This is a genomic window from Azospirillum sp. 11R-A, assembly GCF_049472615.1.
GTDB classification, from domain to species: Bacteria; Pseudomonadota; Alphaproteobacteria; order Azospirillales; family Azospirillaceae; genus Azospirillum; species Azospirillum palustre.
Genome location: NZ_JBCEBL010000004.1, coordinates 275122 through 293239, shown reverse-complemented (window position 1 = coordinate 293239; position 18118 = coordinate 275122). Strand labels below are relative to the sequence as shown.

Sequence of the window (18118 nt, the reverse complement as noted above, 5' to 3'; positions counted from 1 at the left end):
CCTCCCCCGGGTTGGCGACAGCGTGACCTGTGGTACTGGGAGGGTCGTTTTGCATGGTTTTCATGGAAGCATTCCCTGTTCGACAAGGCTGTCGTAGATGGCCAGCGCCCCCGCTTCAGGTGTCGGGTTGACCAGCAGTTGGCCTTTTCCGCTCTTGCTCTCGGTCGCCGCCTTCAGCCGGTCCAGGGCCGAGCCGCCGCGCTTCACGCGCATCAGCTTGGGCTTCAGGCGCCAAGGCCGATGCTCGCATTCCGACAGGAAGAGATCGGCGGTCGCCTGGGCCGCCACCGGCTCGATGACGCCCCGCCGGGCCGGGCCGAAGGCCGAGGCGCGGGCGGGCGGGGCGGATGGATGGACGGTCGCTATGAGGCGGCCGGTGACGGTCAGCGCCCGCCGCTGTCCGCGCGGCAGCGCCTGGACGAGGTCGGTCATGCTGGCCGAGGAGGCCGGCGCATCGGATGGGCCCATCCGCACCACATCGGCGACGACGGCGGCTTCGAGGCCGCGGGCGATCAGATAGGGCAGCATGCCGCTGCCCTCGCCATCCTCCGCCTGCCGCCCGGTCAGGACCAGCGACGGAGCGAGGCGGCGCAGATGGGCGATCAGCGGCTCGACCGGATCGGCCCCCTCCGGCAGGACCAGAACCGTCAGCCGCTCCAGCCCCATGCCGAGATAGGCGCGCAACGCGTCGGCATCGGCGGCCGGTCCGGCATGGATCGCCGTCAGCCGCTTTGGCCGCAGCGCCAGCGCCATTTCCAATGCCTGCGCGTCGGTGGCGGCGCGGCGGGCGCGGCCGGAGACCGGATGGCGGCCGATGGAGAGCAGGACGGCGACATCAAGCATGGCTGCTTCAGTCATGGCGGCGCTCCCGGATCAGCCGGATCAGGGCGGGCATGACGACTTGCGCATCGGCGACGATGGACAGGTCGGCCCGCTTGATCATCTCGGCATGGAGGTCGGTGTTGACGGCGATCACGTGGCGGACGCCGGTGATGCCCTGAAGATGCTGCGGCGCGCCGGCAATGCCGAAGGCAAGGTAGCAGCGCGCGCCGACCACGGTGCCGGAGGCGCCGACCTGCCGTTCGCGCGGCAGATGCCCGGCATCGCAGACCACGCGGCTGCCGGCGCGGGTGGCGCCGAGCGCTTCGCCCAGATCGGTGAAGCTCGGCCAGTCGGTCACGCCATTGCCGGCGCTGAGGATGAAATCGGTTTCCGACAGGGACAGGGCGTCGGGATCGACGGCCAGCCGGCGGGCGCCGCCCAGGCGGGGCCGAACCTCGTCCGCCGCCACCGAAGTTTCGAGATCGAGCGGCCGGGCCTCGTGCCGCACGCCGTCGAGCGGGGCGAAGGCGTCGGCCGCGACCGTCATCAGCCGGGTGGGGCGGTGCCCGGTCTCCAACGAGCCGCCGGCCGACTGGCGGGTTGCGCGGTCGGGGCCGAGGCTTTGCACGCCGGTGAACAGCCGCTCTCCCGTTGCCGCCGCGAGCCGCCGCGCCACGTCGGCGCCGTCCGGGCTGTCCGGGAACAGGATGTGGCGGGGAGACAGTGCGGTCATCAGCGCCGAAGCGGCGGCGGCGCGCCGTTCCGGCACGTAATCGTCGGCCCAGCCGTCGGGCAGAGCGACATGGCGGTCGGACCCGGCCTCGGCCAGCGCCTCGCCCGAACCGGTGCAGACGGTCACCACGGCACCGCCCCCCGCATCGGCCAGCAGGCGGGCGGCGGCGATCACCTGCCGGTCATGCTCGCCGACCTCACCGCCGGAGCGGTCGAGCATGGCGAGGACCAGATAGGCCGGCTCGGCGATCACCCGGAGCGGGATCGCAGGCATGGCGGCGACGGTGACGGAGTGAGGCGCGGCGGTGCCGGCCGAGGCGGCGTCGCGCGTCCAGTCATAGCGTAGGCGCGGCTGGCTCTGCACCAATGCGGCAGCGCGAAGGGCGCGCGGGTCGCGGCGGCGTTCGTTGACTGAGGCGGCGACCGGCTGGCGCAGCAGGCGCGGACGCTGGCCGGTCAGGACGGTGCGGGCGGCGCGCTCGGCACGGGGATCGACGCGGCGGCGGATCGGAGAGGGGCTGGTCATCGGGCGGTCTCCGTCGCGGCGAGCACCAGTTCGGCGATCTCCGCCACCTCCGGCCGGGGGCCGACGACGCCTTCCAGCATCAGGGCACAGTTGGGGCAGGCGACGGCGACCAGAGAGGCGCCGGTCTCCCGCGCATGCTCCATGCGGACGTCGGGGATGCGGCGTTCGCCCGACACGTCGGTCAGCGGGGCGCCGCCGCCACCGCCGCAGCAGCTCGACCGCAGGCCGGCGCGCAGCATTTCCCGGCGTTCCACGCCGATGGCGTCGAGCAGGGCGCGCGGCGCCTCGATCTCGCCGTTGTACCGGCCGAGATAGCAGGGGTCGTGAAAGGTGACGCTGCGCCCGACCGGCTTGGTCACCGTCAGCGCCCCGGCGGTGACAAGCTCCAGCAGCAGGGCGGTGTGGTGGACGACAGTCCAGCTGCCGCCGAAGGCCGGATATTCGTTGCGCAGCGTGTGCAGCGCATGGGGGTCGGCGGTGACGATGCGGGTGAAGCGGCGGGCGTTCAGCGTCGCCACGTTGCGGGTCGCCAGCGACTGGAAGGTCGCCTCGTCGCCCAGCCGGCGGGCGACGTCGCCGCAATCCAGCTCCTCCTCGCCCAGCACGGCGAAGTCCACCCCGGCGCGGCGCAGCAGCAGGACGAGCGCCCGCAGCGAGCGCTGGACCCGCAGGTCGAAGGCGCCGTCGCCCACCCACAGCAGCGTGTCGCAGGAACCGCCGACCGCCAGCCGGGGCAGCGACAGGTCGGCGGCCCAGTCCCAGCGCCGGGCGAGCGCGCGGCCGCCGGGATTGTCGGTGGCGCGCAGTTCCTCCAGCATGACGGCGGCCTTGCCCGGGGTAGCGCCCAGCTCCAGCGTCTGGAAGCGGCGCAGGTCGACGACGGCATCCACATGCTCGATCATCATCGGGCATTCCTGCACGCAGGCGCGGCAGGTGGTGCAGGACCACAGCGTGTCGGGATGGATCATCGCATCCGGCCCGATCAGCGGCAGCGCTGCCCCGCCATGGGCCTTGCCGACGCCGCGGCCGGGATGGGGGTTGCCGGCATAGGCAGCGTCGCTGGCCTGCCCGTCCATGGCGGCGACCAGATCCTGCACCAGCTTCTTCGGGTTCAGCGGCAGGCCGGCGGCATAGGCCGGGCAGGCTGTCTCGCAGCGCCCGCACTGGACGCAGGCATCGAAGCCGAGCAGCCGGTTCCAGGCAAAATCGACGGGACGCTCGACACCCAGGGTGCCCGGCTCAGTCTCTTCCGCGGGAGCGAGCGGCAGCGGCTTCAGCCCGGTGTCACGGCCTTTGCCATCGTGGAAGCGGGCCGGACGCGGATGGAAGGCGAGATGCAGCGCCCCATGCACCGCATGCTTCAGCGGCCCCTTCCACACGCCCCACACCAGATCGGCCAACGCCACCCCGGCAACTGCGATCAGGACCAGGGCGAGCGCCTCCGGCATCACACCGCCCAGCGCCTGGTCGAGGGCCACCAGCAGCAGGCCGCCGGAAAACCCCAGAAGCGACAGCGGAAGGCGGGCGAAGCGCCCTTGCGACAGCTCGCGCGGGCGTAAGACCCGGCGGCGATGCCGGACCATCAGGGCACCTGCCAGCATGACGGCCAGCACCACCGCCAGCAGCAGCCAGAGAATGCGCGATCCACCGAAGGCGACGCCCATCGACACCAGCAGCGCCAGCGCTGCCAGGAAACCGCCGGCGACCAGCGCATGGAAGCGGGCGTTGAACGGCGTCCACCCCACGACATGATGGACATCGACCAGATAGCGGCCGGGCAGGGCGCGCAACCCGGCGACCACACCGACCGTTGCCGGCCGGCCGGCCAGCCAACGCCGCGACTGCCAGGCGGCCAATGCCGCGCCGATGGCGAGGACGGCAAGGACGACGGTGGTGAGAGCGGTGGCGATCACGTCGGACGGCTCCTGTCGCTTGGCTGGGGTTAGAGGTGTCAGATGTCCTTGCAGAGACGCGCCGCGTCGTAGATGGCGGCGTGGATGTTGCGACCGGCCACCGCATCGCCGATGCGATGCAGCGTGTAACCGCCATGGCCGTTGGCCTGCACCGGTTGCGGCCGGCCGGCGATCAGGCTGTCGAGGTCGGTTTCGCCGCGGTTCAGCGACAGGTCCTTCAGATCGAAATAGAGGCCGTCGTTGGGCAGGGTGCCCAGCTCCACCACGATCTGGTCGACCAGCCGTTCCTCTTCCTCGTGGGTGTATTCGTTGCGCAGGACGGCGACGCGGCGGTTGCCCTCCGGGTAGATTTCCACGAGCTGTTGGTTGGTGGTCATCACCACGTTCAGCTTGTACAGCTCGCGCAGGTGGATCGGCTGGTTGGTGGTGCCGACCTCCTCCGCGACCATGCGGTCGGGGGTGGCGATCTCCACCAGGGCGCCGCGCTTCGCCATGAACTCCGCGCAGGAGGCGCCGTGATGCTGGCCGGTGCCGTCATACATCAGGACGGTTCCCGTCGGCTCCACCGCGCCTGTCAGGATGTCCCAGGTCGACACCGCCAGATCGGCGCCCTTGAAGTCGCCGCGGTTGGGACGACCGCCGGTGGCGAGGATCACCACGTCGGGGTTCTCGGCCTCGACGGCGGCACGGTCGGCCTCCACCCCCAGCCGGACATCGACGCCCAGCTTGGTGACCTGCTGCGACAGCCAGCGGGTGATGCCGCTCATCGCCTCGCGCCAGGTCGCCTTGGCGGCGATGCCGATCTGGCCGCCGGGGGCGGCGTTGCGTTCGAGCAACACGACCGAATGGCCGCGCTCGGCGCAGACGCGGGCGGCTTCCAGCCCGCCGGGACCGCCGCCGACCACGACGACGCGGCGCTTGCGCTCCGCCTTCGGGATCACGTGCGGCATGGTCCGCTCTCGGCCTGTCGCGGCGTTCTGGATGCACAGCGCGTCGCCGCCGACATAGATGCGGTCGATGCAATAGCCGGCGCCGACGCACTGCCGCACGTCGTCCAACCGCCCTTCCATCAGCTTGCGCACCAGATGCGGGTCGGCGATGTGGGCGCGGGTCATGGCGACCATGTCGACATGGCCCTCCTCGACCGCGCGGGCGGCGGTGGCGAGGTCGGTCACGCGCTGGGCATGGAAGACGGGGATACCGGCCTCGCGCTTGATGCCGCTGGCCAGATGCAGGAAGGGGGCGACCGGGAAGGACATGTTGGGCAGAGAGATGGCATGCGCCAGATGATCGCGCGCCTGTCCGCCCAGCACATTCACGAAATCGATCAGCCCGCGCTCGGCATAGGTGCGGGCGATGGCGATGCAGTCTTCATGGCTGAGGCCGTCGTCGATCAACTCGTCGCCGGACATGCGCATGCCGATGACATAATCGTCGCCGACCTCGGCGCGGATCGCCTCGAACACCTCGATGCCGAAGCGCATGCGGTTTTCCAGGCTGCCGCCGTACCTGTCGCTGCGCCGGTTGGCCGAGGGGCTCCAGAACTGGTCGATCAGGTGACCGTGGGCGGCCGACAGCTCGAAGCCGTCCAGACCGCCTTCCTTGCAGCGGCGGGCAGCGGCGGCATAGCCGGCGATGATCCGCTTGAAGTCGAAATCCTCCATCTCCTTCGGCGTGTTGCGGTGCGCCGGTTCGCGGGCGGCCGAGGCGGAGACGGTGGGCAGCCAGTTCTCGGTGTCCCAGCGGGTGCGCCGGCCCATGTGGGTCAGCTGGATCATCAGCGCCGCGCCGTGGCGGTGCACCCGGTCGGAGAATTCGCGGAAGAAGGGGATGACGCTGTCATCGGCGACGGAAATCTGGTTCCACGGCGCCGCCGGGCTGTCCACCGCGACGGAGGAGGAACCGCCGAACATCGTCAGGCCGATGCCGCCTTTGGCCTTTTCCTCGTGATAGAGCTGGTAGCGTTCCTTCGGCTTGCCTTCGGACCCGTAGCCCGGCGCGTGGCTCGTGCTCATCACGCGGTTACGGATCGTCAAATGCTTGATCTGCAGAGGCTTCAGAAGGGCTTCGGCGGGTGAGGACATGGCAGGAACGATCCCCAGTATTGAGCCTGCCAAGAATTCACCATCGGCGCCATTGTCGCGTTGCCCCCCGCGACCGGGAATTACCTTTTTGCGACAGGAGAGAAACAGGAGGGCGCCGACCGAACAAGTATATGAATTTTCCGGAAAATTGGCGCGTATCTGCCCCTTCAGTCGACCTGCGCGGCGTCCCGGACGATTGGCTCCGGGTCTTCGAACAGGCGGCGGTCGGGCAGAAGGGAGTTGGCGTTGGTGCGCCGGAAGGCGGCGAGGGGGGAGAAATGCGGATCGGCCTCCGCATCCGGTCCGGCGGTGCGGCGCACCTCCGATGGAGAAACGCCGAACAGCTCCCGGAACTGGCGGGAGAAGTGGGCGCAGTCGGCGAAGCCGGCCTCGTTCGCGATGGCGGTGACAGACCGCTTGGTGTTGCGCAGCAGCCAGTGACCATAGCGCAGGCGCAGGGACCGGTAGTATGTGGCCGGGCTGGTGCCCACCGCCAGCCGGAACAGCCGTTCGAACTGCCGGGTGCTGACGTTCAGCCGGTGGACGATCTCTTCCACCGACAGCGGATCGCTGATGTGCTGCTCCATCAGCAGCAGGGCGCGGCGGACCCGGTCGTTGGTGATCTCCACCACCGTCGGCGGCTGGGGCTGCGACTGGCTGGCCGGACGCGCCTTGTCGATCAGCAGGATGTGCATGGTTTTCTGGGCGGTGGCGCGGCCCAGATGGCGTTCGATCAGGAAAGCGGCCAGATCGGCCACCCCGGCGCCGCCCGAACAGGTGATGCGGTCGCGGTCCACCACATAGAGCTGGTCGGCCACCGGCACCAGATCGGGAAATTCCTCGATGAAATCGCGGTGATGATACCAGCTGACGCAGCAGCGCCGGTTCTTCATCAAGCCGATGCGGCTCAGCACGAAGCTGCCGGTGCAGACGCCGACCAGGGTCACGCCATAGGATGCTGCGGCGCGCAGATAGGCCAGCGTTTCGTCGTCCAGCTGTGGGCCGGCATGCAGCAACCCGCCCACCACGACCACATAGTCGAAGCGGCGGGGATCGGTCAGCGGTTCCCAGCGGGCGACGCCGATGCCGCAGCTCGACATCACCGGTTCGGCCCGTGACCCCATGATGGTCCAGCGGCAGCGGATCTGCCGCGACCGGTCGCCCTCGTCGGCGGCCAGCCGCAGGGCGTCGATGAAGGGGGCCAGCGCCGTCAGCGTGAAATTGTTGGTCAGGATGAACCCGACCGACAGAAGCGCGCGTTCCTCCTGCCGGGGGGCGGGACCGCTACCGCCGAACCGGCGATATTCCACTGTCTTCCCCACCAGGACACCCTCCCAGTCCGACGGCCCCCGTTTGACGGCCATCTTCCATCCTTCGGAATGCTAGCGTCAGCGGCCTGCCCCCGGAAGACAATTCATTGGCGATGCGTCTAACGCTCCACCACCAGATCGCTGGTGGGACGGCTGCAGCAGAGCAGGATCAACCCCTGGTCGATTTCCCGTTTGCGGATGCCGCCGGTGTGGTTCATTTCCACCGTGCCGGAAATCAACCTTGTCTTGCAGGTCCCGCACAGCCCGCGCGAGCAGGATGTCGGAACCCGGATGTCGGCCGCCGATGCCGCGTCCGCCACGGCCATGTCCGGCAGGCAGGTGAAGACCTTGCCGGTCCTGGCGAATTCGATGCGGAAGCCGGCCGATTGCAGCGCGTCCTCAATCGGTGCCTCTTGGACCGGTGCGTCCTGGGGCGGTCCCCCGGCGGCAAGGTCGGCCACCAGCTCTTCGAAATTGAAGCTCTCCTGATGGTAGCGGCTCATGTCGAAGCCGCCTTCCTCCAGGAAGGCGCGCACCGCCTTCATGAAGGGACCGGGGCCGCAGACATAGACCTCCCGTTCCATGAAGTCCGGCGCGATCAGGCCCAGCATCGGCAGCGACAGCCGGCCGGTGAAGCCGGCCCAATGAGCCTCGGTGCCGATGCCCTCGCAGACATGGGCGACGCGCAGGCGCCGGCCGGGGCCGGTCAGCGCGTCCAGTTCACGGCGGAAGACGATGTCGGCTGGAGTGCGGGCGGCGTGGACGAAGACGATGTCGTGATCCTCGCCGAGATCGTCGAAGGTCCGGGTCATCGACATCAGCGGCGTCACGCCGCTGCCGCCGGACAGGAACAGGAACTTGCGCGGCGTCTCGGACTCGGCCGGCGTGAATTCGCCGAGCGGGCCGACCGCGCGGATGGTGTCGCCCGGCTTCAGGGTGTCGTGCAGCCAGTTCGACACCGGGCCGCCGGGCACCCGCTTGACGGTGATCGAAAGCCGGTGCGGCCGGGCGGCGGAAGAGGAGACGGTGTAGCTGCGGTGAATGGTTTCGCCACCGATAGGCAGTTCCAGCGTGATGAACTGGCCCGGCTTGAACCGGAACAGGCAGGGTTGCCGCGGTGCGAAGACGAAGGTCTTCACATCGTGCGTTTCGTCCCGCACCGCCCGGCACACCAGCGTGTCGTCGGTTTCGGGATCCCAGTTCCGGACCGGAGGCAGAGCCGCATCCTGCTGCATCGTCATCTCTCTTCCTGAGCCGTGAAGCCTTGGTCGCGAACGGTGGGCGGTCCCGGCGCCTTGCCGGCCGGGATGCCCCGGCGCCGCGTCATTCGGCGGCGACGCTCACTGCGGCCTGCTTGCCCAGCAGATGCTCGGCCATGCGGCCCACGTACCACTCCGTGAACTTCTCGACGAGCGGCTCGGTGTAGGGCGAGTAGGGTCCCGGCTCGTAGGCCGGGCTGATGGCGCCGTTGTGCGAGATCTCGACCAGATCGGCGTCCTGCTGGTTGGTCGCCTCCCACACCTCCGTCAGGCGGTTCAGGTCGTAATCGACGCCTTCCACCGCGTCCTTGTGGACCAGCCAGCGGGTGCGCAGAAGATTGCGGTCGGGACCGAGCGGGAACACCGAGAAGGTGACGATGTGGTCGCTCATGAAGTGGTTCCAGGAGTTCGGCTGGGTCCAGAAGGACAAGGCACCCAGCTTGCGCTCGGCGATCGACCCCAGCAGTTTCTTGGAGGCGCTGCGCGTGTCCTTGGTGTGAGCCTCGCCGGCACCGTCGAGCGGCAGCCGCTCGGCGCGGAAGCCGGTGGTGTCGGTTAGATGCTCGATCTCGCGGCTGGGGAAGCCTGAGGCCTCCCAGCTGCTATGGCAGCTTTGCACCAGCGCATCGTACTTGGCGGCATGTTCCATCCGCTTCGGGTTGGTGCCATCGGGGGCGAAGCCGAAGCCGTATTCGAACAGCGGGATGGTCAGTTCGGGATGATTGCTGACGCAGTGGTAGCATTCACGATTGTTCTCCATCGTGAGCTTCCAATTGCCCTTCTCGATCAGGTCGACGGTCTTGGCGATCTTGCAGTTCTTCAGATCGTGCGGAAGAATATAGGGCTCGATGGCCGCCGCCATGCGGTCGATGTCGTCCGGGGCTTCTTCCGCCAGACAGATGAAGATCAGGCCGCCGACCGAGCGGATGTGGACCTTTTTCAGGTTCCGGCACTTGCGGTCGAAATCGTTGCCCATATGCTCGGCGAACAGAAGCTCGCCATCCTGGCCGTAGGTCCACTGGTGATAGCTGCACACCAGATTGCCGACGGAGGTCTTTTCCTTCAGGACGATGCGCGCGCCGCGGTGGCGGCAGACATTGTGATAGGCGCGCAGTTCCATGTCGTCGTCGCGCATGACGATGACGGACGTCTTGCCGATGTCCACCACCATCACGTCGCCCGGCTCCGCCACGTCCGGTTCCACACCCACATGCAGCCAGTGGCGGCCGAAGATGATCTCCATGTCCAGCTTGAAGATCTCATCGCTGGTGTAGAACGGGGCTTCCAGGCTGTGACCCTTCTTTCGGCGCTTCAGCAGGGCTTCTATGGAAATCTCGGACGACATGGTTGTTGACCTTCTGCGGGAGTGGGCCAGCGGGAGTTGGGCAATGCGTTCGTGGAGCCGCTTCAACCTTGACCGGGCTGTGATTTTCTCGATTCCACGACACACAGCCTGCCGCCGGCCGCAGCGCGTCGCGTTCTGGATTGCGACATCAACTTTAAAAAGGCCGACAGGACATCCTGTCTTTTTGCGCAGGCCGGGGCGGACGCAATGGTCGGTTTGCGACAGGATGCGAATATTCGGGAAGGATGGTCGTTCGATCCGGCCGGGAGAATGAACGGCCGGCATCCGGCGAGATGATAAGTGCCGGCTATCCTCCATAACGTCTCATCGCCACAGGACTGCCGAAGCGTTTTCCTATTTCCATGGCAGATTTTAAAATATCCGTAGCCAAATCCGGTAGCATTCGCCCGACGAGCGGGTGTCGTACGGCGTTGTCGCAAATGCGATACGAACTGCCGCTGTGATGAAGGTTTTTTGCTTTCAAGCCCGGCATTCTTCCTCAATCAGCACTGATGCCAGCAAAGGTTCGCATCGGTTGGAAACAGCTTTCCGTTCAATGCCGGAAGGCGGTCGGCCACCCGTTCTCATGGACGCCAACCCGTCATGCGGCCGCAATCACCGGTAGGTCGGAGATGACCTGCCGGGCCATGCGCACGCGTCCGGTTGAAGGCCCGGCACGGCGGATCGGTCATTCCAAGCGGAAGAACCCAAACAAACGAACGACAAAACAAACGACACGAGGAGGCTTCTTGATGAAAATCTTCGGTAAAGCCTTGGGCATGCTGTTGTCGGCGGCCATGACGGTCGGTCTGGGGACCGCTGTGACCGCCATCCCGGCGCAGGCCGCGGAGAAGTCGATCAACATCGGCTGGACCGCCTGGTCGGACGCCGAGGCGGTGACGAAACTCGCCAAAGCGGTGATCGAGGAGCGGTTCGGCTACAAGGTCGAACTGACCATGGCCGACATCGGCATCCAGTATCAGGGCATCGCCAGCGGCAAGCTGGACGCCATGCTGATGTCGTGGCAGCCGCTGACCCACAAGCCCTATCTCGACAAGGTCGGCAAGGACATCGTCGATCTCGGCCCGCTCTACACCCGCGCCCGCCTGGGCTGGGTGGTGCCGGACTACATCCCCGTCGATCAGGTCAAGACCATCGAGGATCTGAAGAAGCCGGAGGTGCAGAAGCAGCTCGGCGGCAAGATCCAGGGCATCGATCCGGGATCGGGGTTGATGCAGGCGTCGGAAAAGGCGCTGAAGACCTACGATCTGAAGGGAATGCAGCTGGTGTCGGCCAGCGACGCCGCGATGCTCGCCGCTCTGGAGCGCGCCATGAAGCGCAACGAGTGGATCGTCGTGACCAGTTGGAGCCCGCACTGGATGTTCGCCAACTGGAAGCTGCGCTATCTGGAGGATCCGAAGGGCGCGCTGGGCGGGCTGGAGAGCGTGAACGCCGTGGTCCGGAAGGGCTTCTACCAGGATCACCCGGAAATCTACGAGTTCCTGAACCGGATGGTCCTGCCCATCGGCGATCTCGAGGCGATGATGCAGGAAGCCCGCCAGACCAGCTATGAGAAGGCGGTCGACAATTACATCAAGAACAACAAGGCCCGGATCGATTACTGGGTCACCGGCAAGCTCTGATCCACAGCCGGGCGCCTTTCCCGCGCCATTTCCGGCACTGTCGATGGAGGCGGTCCGTTCTCGACGCGCAATCGCGTGACGGACGGCCGTCTCCAGCCATTCCCGTTTCCAGTCCTTTCATGATCGGGAGCGCCGATGAACTCGCCAGCTCACCAGCAGGGCATTGTGCCGGACGGCACCGGGCAAGACAGTGTGCCGGACGGCACCGGGATGTTGTCGGTTACGGGACTGTGCAAGCTGTATGGCGGCAATGCCGCCCGCGCCGTGACCATGCTGCATGCCGGGAAGGACCACGCCGACATCCGGCGGGAAGCCGGTACGGCGGTGGCGGTCGCCGATGTTTCGTTCGGTCTTGCGGCCGGCGAGATCCTTGCGATTCTCGGGCGGTCCAATTCGGGCAAATCCACCCTGATCCGCATGGTGAACCGTCTGGTCGAACCGACTTCGGGCATCGTGTGCCTGAACGGGCGCGACATGGCGGCGATGAAGCCGGCCGAACTGGTGGCCGCCCGCCGCGATACCATGGCGATGACCTTCGGCGCCGTGGCGCTGATGCCCAACCGCACCGTTCTGGAGAATCTGGCATTCGGGCTGGAGGTCGCGGGCTTGCGCCGGCGCGAGCGTCAGGACCGTGCCCGGGCCGTGCTGGCGCGCATGGGGCTTGCCCATCTGGCCGACCGGCGTCCGCTTGAAATTCCATCCGAGGCGCGGCTGCGGATCGGGCTGGCGCGGTCCCTGATCGGCGATCCGCCGCTGCTGCTGATGGATGCTCCCTTCGCCGGGGTGGACCCCGTCCTGCGGCTGGAGCTTGAGGCGGAATTCCTCGACTGGCAGCGGGCGCATCGGGCGGCCGTGCTGTTCACCACGCAGGACCCGGACGAGGCGATGCGGATCGCGGACCGGATCGCCTTCATGGAAAACGGCCGCTTTGCGCAGGTCGGCACCCTGGATGAAATCCTGGGGTCTCCCGCGAACGACCATGTTCGGTCGGCCTTCCAGGATATCGCGGCACGGCGGCGCGAGCGCCAGCGCTCCGTCCAACTGGAGGAACTGATTTCCCATTTCGAACGGACGGCGATGGCGGGGCTGGACACGGTGGATTCGTCGGCGGGAGCGCTCGACGGCACCGCGCGCCAGCTGACCGGCATCATCGACCGCACCAACGAACAGGCGGGCGAGACCGTGGTGGCGGCGGAGCAGATCGCAAGCAACGTCCAGTCCGTTGCCGCATTGGCCGACGAGACCTTTCGGTCGTTGGGAGAAATCCGCCTCCGCATCGACAATTCCACCCGCATCGCCCTGTCGGCGGTCGAGGAGGCCCGCAAGGCCGACCGGTCGGTGCACAGCCTGCGGCAGTCGGCCGACGGCATCGGCAACGTCGTGCGCATCATCGACGAGATCACCGGACAGACCAATCTCCTGGCGCTGAATGCGACCATCGAAGCCGCCCGTGCCGGCGAGGCAGGCAAGGGCTTCGCTGTGGTGGCGCAGGAGGTGCGCCAGCTTGCCAGCCAGACCGCCAAGGCGACGCAGGATGTCTCGATCCGCATCCAGGCGATGCAGGACGCGACCGGCAATGCCGCCCAGGCTTTGCAGAGCATCACCACGGTGATCGAGGAGATCAGCACGATTTCGGTCGCCATCGCCAAGTCGATGGAGGCGCAGGCTGCCGCCTCGGCCACCATCCATGCCAGCATCGACCAGGCGGCATCCGGGGCGGGCGTGGTCGCGCGCAACGCCCGGCATGTCACCGGCGGCGCCCGAGACACCGAGAGCGCCACACGGCACGTCCTGTCCGCCGCTGCCGACCTCGCCGGTCAGACCGTACGGCTGCGCGGCAGCATCGAACAGTTGCTGGACGGCATCCGTACCGGATGACCGGCCCCACCACCCTTTCTCAAGAGAGCAAGAATCCCATGAGCAATCCGCTGTTCCGTGTCGGCGAGGCCACCGTCTTCGCCAAGGAAGGCCAGTTTACCGACGCCATGCCGGAAATCGTGATCGGCACGGTCGACGGTCCGGCCGGCCATGCGTTCGCCACCATGATGGGGCAGACCGCCGGCCATACCCGCATGTTCGCGGTGCGGGACTGCAACCAGATGGTTCGTCCGGCCACCATGATGGTGTCCAAGGTGACGATGAAGTCGAGCGCCTACGTCGACCTGTTCGGTGGCGTCGTCCAGGCCGCCACCGCCGATGCGGTGCTGGACTGCGTCATCGACGGCCTTCTACCGCGCGACGGGATCAACGACCTGTGCATTCTGGTGATGGTGTGGATCGATCCCCGCTGCGCCACCGATGCGAATCTCGACCGTGCCGATCTCTATCGCACCAACTACGAGGCGACCAAGATCGCCATCGGCCGGGCGATGCGCAACGAACCCACCATCGACGAGCTGATCGAGAACCGGCACAAGGTTCGCCACTTCATGCTGGATGCGCAGGAGTGAGCTTCAGCCCCGGGACGGCAGCCATGCGCCGGCTCCTTGGGATCGGGTCTTCGACTACCGGTCCCAGTTGCGGATGATGGCGTCGATGGTGCCATCCTTCTTGAGTTTTTCATAGGCTGCACGCAGCCGTTCGGCCTTATCCGCCCGAGCCTTCGGCACCGAGATGTAGCGTGGCACCATCGCCAGAGGCTTGGGCAGGATTTTGACCGACGCGGTGCGGCCCTCGCTGTCGGCGAGATACTTGAGCACCTGCAAATCGCCGGCGATGGCATCGACACGGCCGAGAAGCAGGCGCCGGAACGAGACGACGCTGCTGCTGCTGGGGATCCTCTCGAAGAGCTGCGACTTGTCGAACTCGGGCGTGTATTCGAAGCCTTCGACGACGCCGACCCGCAGCCCCCGCAGATCCTCGATACCCGTGTAACCGATGTCCGAATTGCTGCGGACCATCAGAACGGTCGCGCCGACCCGGTAAGGTCCGATCAGATGGCCGCGCTCCAGACGGCGGGGCGAGGTGAAGAACTGGAAAGCGACGTCCACCTCGTTTTCATCGTGGGCGCGCACCACCTCCGGCCAGGTCATCGGGCGGTGAACCGGATACACGCCGATTTCCTTCAGCATCGCTTCGACGATCTCGGTGTCCATTCCCGTCCGCTTGCCCCGCAACGTAAAATTGTAGGGCGGGAAGAAATCCTCGGAAGCGACGAGCCAGTTCTCGGCACGGGCCGGGGCTGCGTTGAAAATCAGCGCGCCAACCAGCAGCGTCGCGATGCACCCCAGGACAGTGCCCAGCACCCTCATGATCGGTGCCGTCCGCTTCGCGGGATGAAGAATACTGGAAACAGGAACCATCGATCTCGCCAACATGCCGGAGTTTTGGGGGATGCACGCTTCATGGGTGAAGCAGCATCTCCGTCTCCGGCGAGTGGTACATCGACAGCTTCGGGTTGGGGAAGGGATCTTATCGACGGTCGTGCCGCCCCCCGTTGCCCCGGGGGCCTTCAAAGCCTCGACGGTTCCGCTTCGGGCTCTTCCTCCCCGATGCCGTTCCCGGACTTTTCCACACCCGGCGTGACGCCGTCCAAGGGTCCGGGAATCGGTGCCTGGGGAAGGAAGGGGAGGCGCTGGTCCAACGGCACAGGGGGGCGGACCGTCATCCGCCAGAGCGCGAACGCCAGCGCGACGATGGCGACCAGGGCCGCGAACAGGAACAACCCATCCTGCTCGAAAACCGCCATCACCAGCGAGGCGAGGAAGGGGCCGGCGATGGCGCCGATCGAGAAGCCCAGCACCATGCCGCCGCTGGCCGGTACCATTTCGGCCGGCGTCAGGAAGTCGTTGGTGTGCGAGACGCAGATCGGATAGATCGCGAAGATGATCCCGCCGAACAGGGAGATGCCGGCCAGCAGCGGGCCGAACCCGCTCTCCGGCAGCATCGTCATGCCGATGCTGATGACGGCCAGGGCCGCGAACAGGCCGACCAGGACCAGCCGCCGGTCGATAAGGTCCGAAAGCTTGCCGAAAGGCCATTGAAGGAGCATGCCGCCGATGATGGCAGCGCTGATGAAGGTCGCGGATTGGCCCAGATCGTAGCCGAGATGCCGGACATAGACCGGACCCAGCCCATAGAAGGCGCCGACGACCAGCCCGCTGATCACCGTACCGGCAAATCCCAGCGGACTGGCGCGGTAGAGATGGCCGATCCTGACGGACTCCAGCTTCTGCAGCAGGGGCGGGGCCGTACGGCTCAGCGCGACCGGGACAAGGGCGAGCGAGACCAGGATCGACACGATGACGAACTGCTTGAAGCCGTGCGGATCGTCAATGACCATCAGATACTGGCCTGCCCCTTGCGCGCCATAGAGCGCGATCATGTAGAGGGCCAGGATCTGTCCGCGCGTGGCCGAGGTGGCGCTTTGGTTCAGCCAGCTTTCGATGCAGACGAACAGGCCCGCCATGCAGCAGCCCTCCACGAGGCGGAGGGCGATCCAGGTTGCGGGGTCGGACCCCAGCGTGTGCCCGAGCGTCGCCGCCACCAGAACCGTCGCGGAGGCGCTGAAGGCGCGGATATGTCCGACCTGCCCGACCAGCCGGAACGCCTGTGTCGATCCGACCGTCACCCCCAGGTAATAGGCGGCGGTCAGGGCGCCCAGCAGGATGGGCGGGGCGCCGGCGGCATCCAGCCGAACGCTGACGATGGTCGTCAGCGCTCCCGTACCTCCCATCATCAGGAACACCGCGAGAAGCAGCGGGACGATCGGTTGGATGAGGGACATCGCTTGATCCGCCGGAGGGGGAGAAACGCCCGCCTTGTCGGGGCCGACAGTCCCGATAAGGCGGGAACGGCGACCTTATAGCCGGGTATCGCCGTTGTGGACACTGGCAAGAAAGGCCTCGACGGTGGCGAGCGCCATGCGTTCGTCCTCGATCACGACATGACGGCGCAACTCCTGCACCGCGGCGGCGAGGCCGCCCGATGCGAAAGCGCGGCGGACCGCCTGGGTGGCGTTTTCGTCAATGAGCTGCAAGATCGGTGGACTCCTTTTGTTACCGCAGGACGATTGCCCGATGGTCGTGGAGCATGACGCGCGCTTCGATGTGCAGACGGATGGCGCGGGCCAGGACGACGCTTTCGACGTCGCGGCCGATGGCGACCAGATCGTCGGGCGACATCGAGTGATCGACGCGCGCCACCTCCTGCTCGATGATCGGTCCTTCGTCGAGGTCGTCGGTGACGTAGTGGGCGGTGGCGCCGATCAGCTTCACGCCGCGCTTGTAGGCCTGATGGTAGGGCTTGGCCCCCTTGAAGCTGGGTAGGAAGCTGTGGTGGATGTTGATGACCCGCCCGGCCATCCGCGTGCAGAGGTCCTGCGAGAGGACCTGCATGTAGCGGGCAAGCACGACGAGTTCGACGTCGTTCATCTCCACGATCTCCATCAGGCGGAGTTCCTGCTCCCGCTTGGTGCCGGACGAAACCGGGAGATGGTGATAGGGGATGCCGTGGGATTCGACCTGGGACCGGAAGGCATCGTGGTTGGAGACGACGCCGACGATGTCGATGGGCAGCGCCCCGATGCTGTGGCGGTACAGAAGGTCGTTCAGGCAATGGCCGAACTTCGACACCATGATCAGGATCTTCGGCCGCCGCCGGGCATCCCGCAGCGTCAGGGTCATCCCGAAGCGCCCGACGATGGGTTGCAGATCTTCAATGAGGGCGGCTTCGCTGCGGATCGATTCCGGAGCGTCGAAGGCCATCCGCAGGAAGAAATGCTCGCCATCGTGATCGACGAACTGCGCGCTTTCGATGATGTCGCAGTCGCGGTCGGACAGGTAGGTAGAGATGGCGGAGATGATCCCCGGCCGGCTCAGGCAACTGACATTCATGTAGAAGAGGTTGTGATTGGGACGCATCGCAGATCTCGCGCCTAAGGATTTGGCCGGGGGAGGTATGGTCAGGCGATGTCGACGATGATCGGCTCATAGCCGAGCCGGGCCAGGAAGGCCGACAGGTCGTCGGGATGCATCGACAGCGTCGCGCGGTTGGTCATCGGGTGGAAATTGACGGTGTCACCGGCCAGGATGCGGCGTTCCAGCACCAGACGGACGCGGCGCTCCTTGTCCGCCACCAGCGCCAGCGGGCTGACGCCGCCCGGCTCGATGGACAGGACCTGTTCCAGCGTGACCGGCGAGGCGAAGGACAGCTTGGCCGAGCCGATGACCGGGGCCAGCTCCTTCATGTTCACCGACTGGTCGTGCGGCAGCACCACCAGCCACAGCACGCCCTTGGCGTCCTTCAGAAGCAGGTTCTTGGTGTGCACGCCGGGAACGCTGCGCCAATGCTCCTCCGCATCGGCGACGGTCCGCACCGGCGGATGGGCGTGCAGGCGCATCGGCGTCGATGCCAGGGCGAGTTCCCGGCACAGCTCTTCGGGAATGCCGGCCTCGCGCCAGTGCAGCTGCATGGTGTCGTTGTCGTCGAGCATGGTCGCCATCCTTGTTGAGCCCGGCAAGCCACGGAAAGCGGATTGCCGCAG

General features: G+C 66.8%; 15 protein-coding genes. 3 read left to right on the top strand and 12 right to left on the bottom strand.

Translation table 11 applies throughout. The features are described from left to right. Positions 1 to 60 precede the first annotated feature (60 nt). From VH569_RS08865 to VH569_RS08835, 7 genes are all read right to left on the bottom strand, one after another. Positions 61 to 858, bottom strand: coding sequence for an electron transfer flavoprotein subunit beta (locus VH569_RS08865; RefSeq protein WP_423315016.1), 798 nt, complete (start codon positions 856 to 858; stop codon positions 61 to 63). Further along, positions 851 to 2080, bottom strand: coding sequence for an electron transfer flavoprotein subunit alpha/FixB family protein (locus VH569_RS08860; protein WP_423315015.1), 1230 nt, complete (start codon positions 2078 to 2080; stop codon positions 851 to 853). The genes VH569_RS08865 and VH569_RS08860 overlap by 8 nt, the downstream gene beginning before the upstream one ends. Further along, positions 2077 to 3993 carry a DUF3483 domain-containing protein gene (locus VH569_RS08855; protein ID WP_423315014.1) on the bottom strand — a complete coding sequence of 639 codons (1917 nt, stop codon included), beginning with the start codon at positions 3991 to 3993 and terminating at the stop codon, positions 2077 to 2079. Before VH569_RS08855 ends, VH569_RS08860 begins: the two co-directional genes overlap by 4 nt. A gap of 38 nt (positions 3994 to 4031) precedes the next feature. Continuing rightward, positions 4032 to 6077: an FAD-dependent oxidoreductase gene (locus VH569_RS08850; RefSeq protein WP_423315013.1), complete on the bottom strand. Its 2046-nt coding sequence runs from the start codon at positions 6075 to 6077 to the stop codon at positions 4032 to 4034. Positions 6078 to 6244: 167 nt separating this feature from the next. Then, on the bottom strand, positions 6245 to 7441 hold the full coding sequence (locus VH569_RS08845; protein WP_247879513.1) for a GlxA family transcriptional regulator: 1197 nt from the start codon (positions 7439 to 7441) through the stop codon (positions 6245 to 6247). A 65-nt stretch (positions 7442 to 7506) separates the two neighbouring features. Further along, complete coding sequence (locus VH569_RS08840; RefSeq protein WP_423315012.1) at positions 7507 to 8628, bottom strand: FAD-binding oxidoreductase; 1122 nt, start codon at positions 8626 to 8628, stop codon at positions 7507 to 7509. 82 nt (positions 8629 to 8710) lie between these two features. After that, entirely contained in the window at positions 8711 to 9991 is a 1281-nt protein-coding gene (locus VH569_RS08835) for an aromatic ring-hydroxylating oxygenase subunit alpha (protein ID WP_423315011.1), read from the bottom strand. Positions 9992 to 10743: 752 nt separating this feature from the next. Between VH569_RS08835 and VH569_RS08830 the strand changes: the two genes are divergently transcribed. The 3 genes from VH569_RS08830 to fae all read left to right on the top strand — a co-directional run bounded on the left by VH569_RS08830 (position 10744) and on the right by fae (position 14084). Next, a complete protein-coding gene (locus VH569_RS08830) occupies positions 10744 to 11634 on the top strand; it encodes a glycine betaine ABC transporter substrate-binding protein (RefSeq protein WP_098738481.1) in 891 nt (296 codons plus the stop codon). Positions 11635 to 11769: 135 nt separating this feature from the next. Beyond that, a complete protein-coding gene (locus VH569_RS08825) occupies positions 11770 to 13512 on the top strand; it encodes a methyl-accepting chemotaxis protein (protein WP_423315010.1) in 1743 nt (580 codons plus the stop codon). A gap of 38 nt (positions 13513 to 13550) precedes the next feature. After that, positions 13551 to 14084 carry a formaldehyde-activating enzyme gene (fae, locus tag VH569_RS08820; protein ID WP_174469205.1) on the top strand — a complete coding sequence of 178 codons (534 nt, stop codon included), beginning with the start codon at positions 13551 to 13553 and terminating at the stop codon, positions 14082 to 14084. 54 nt (positions 14085 to 14138) lie between these two features. Here the strand turns inward: fae and VH569_RS08815 are convergent, their stop codons facing one another. The 5 genes from VH569_RS08815 to VH569_RS08795 all read right to left on the bottom strand — a co-directional run bounded on the left by VH569_RS08815 (position 14139) and on the right by VH569_RS08795 (position 18067). Next, positions 14139 to 14885, bottom strand: a complete 747-nt coding sequence (locus tag VH569_RS08815) for a substrate-binding periplasmic protein (protein WP_423315009.1) — start codon at positions 14883 to 14885, stop codon at positions 14139 to 14141. A 200-nt stretch (positions 14886 to 15085) separates the two neighbouring features. After that, positions 15086 to 16360, bottom strand: a complete 1275-nt coding sequence (locus VH569_RS08810) for an MFS transporter (protein ID WP_423315008.1) — start codon at positions 16358 to 16360, stop codon at positions 15086 to 15088. A gap of 75 nt (positions 16361 to 16435) precedes the next feature. Further along, positions 16436 to 16612: a hypothetical protein gene (locus VH569_RS08805; RefSeq protein WP_169055240.1), complete on the bottom strand. Its 177-nt coding sequence runs from the start codon at positions 16610 to 16612 to the stop codon at positions 16436 to 16438. Positions 16613 to 16631: 19 nt separating this feature from the next. After that, positions 16632 to 17495: a formyltetrahydrofolate deformylase gene (purU, locus tag VH569_RS08800; RefSeq protein WP_423315007.1), complete on the bottom strand. Its 864-nt coding sequence runs from the start codon at positions 17493 to 17495 to the stop codon at positions 16632 to 16634. 41 nt (positions 17496 to 17536) lie between these two features. After that, a complete protein-coding gene (locus tag VH569_RS08795; protein WP_423315006.1) occupies positions 17537 to 18067 on the bottom strand; it encodes a YbaK/EbsC family protein in 531 nt (176 codons plus the stop codon). Between the last annotated feature and the right edge of the window lie 51 nt (positions 18068 to 18118).

Coding starts and splice junctions, on each gene's coding strand:
- VH569_RS08860 (WP_423315015.1), bottom strand. CDS start 2,080: ATGACCAGCCCCTCTCCGATCCGCCGCCGCGTCGATCCCCGTGCCGAG.
- VH569_RS08795 (WP_423315006.1), bottom strand. CDS start 18,067: ATGCTCGACGACAACGACACCATGCAGCTGCACTGGCGCGAGGCCGGC.
- VH569_RS08850 (WP_423315013.1), bottom strand. CDS start 6,077: ATGTCCTCACCCGCCGAAGCCCTTCTGAAGCCTCTGCAGATCAAGCAT.
- VH569_RS08835 (WP_423315011.1), bottom strand. CDS start 9,991: ATGTCGTCCGAGATTTCCATAGAAGCCCTGCTGAAGCGCCGAAAGAAG.
- VH569_RS08845 (WP_247879513.1), bottom strand. CDS start 7,441: ATGGCCGTCAAACGGGGGCCGTCGGACTGGGAGGGTGTCCTGGTGGGG.
- VH569_RS08825 (WP_423315010.1), top strand. CDS start 11,770: ATGAACTCGCCAGCTCACCAGCAGGGCATTGTGCCGGACGGCACCGGG.
- VH569_RS08865 (WP_423315016.1), bottom strand. CDS start 858: ATGACTGAAGCAGCCATGCTTGATGTCGCCGTCCTGCTCTCCATCGGC.
- VH569_RS08830 (WP_098738481.1), top strand. CDS start 10,744: ATGAAAATCTTCGGTAAAGCCTTGGGCATGCTGTTGTCGGCGGCCATG.
- VH569_RS08840 (WP_423315012.1), bottom strand. CDS start 8,628: ATGACGATGCAGCAGGATGCGGCTCTGCCTCCGGTCCGGAACTGGGAT.
- VH569_RS08810 (WP_423315008.1), bottom strand. CDS start 16,360: ATGTCCCTCATCCAACCGATCGTCCCGCTGCTTCTCGCGGTGTTCCTG.
- VH569_RS08815 (WP_423315009.1), bottom strand. CDS start 14,885: ATGAGGGTGCTGGGCACTGTCCTGGGGTGCATCGCGACGCTGCTGGTT.
- purU (WP_423315007.1), bottom strand. CDS start 17,495: ATGCGTCCCAATCACAACCTCTTCTACATGAATGTCAGTTGCCTGAGC.
- fae (WP_174469205.1), top strand. CDS start 13,551: ATGAGCAATCCGCTGTTCCGTGTCGGCGAGGCCACCGTCTTCGCCAAG.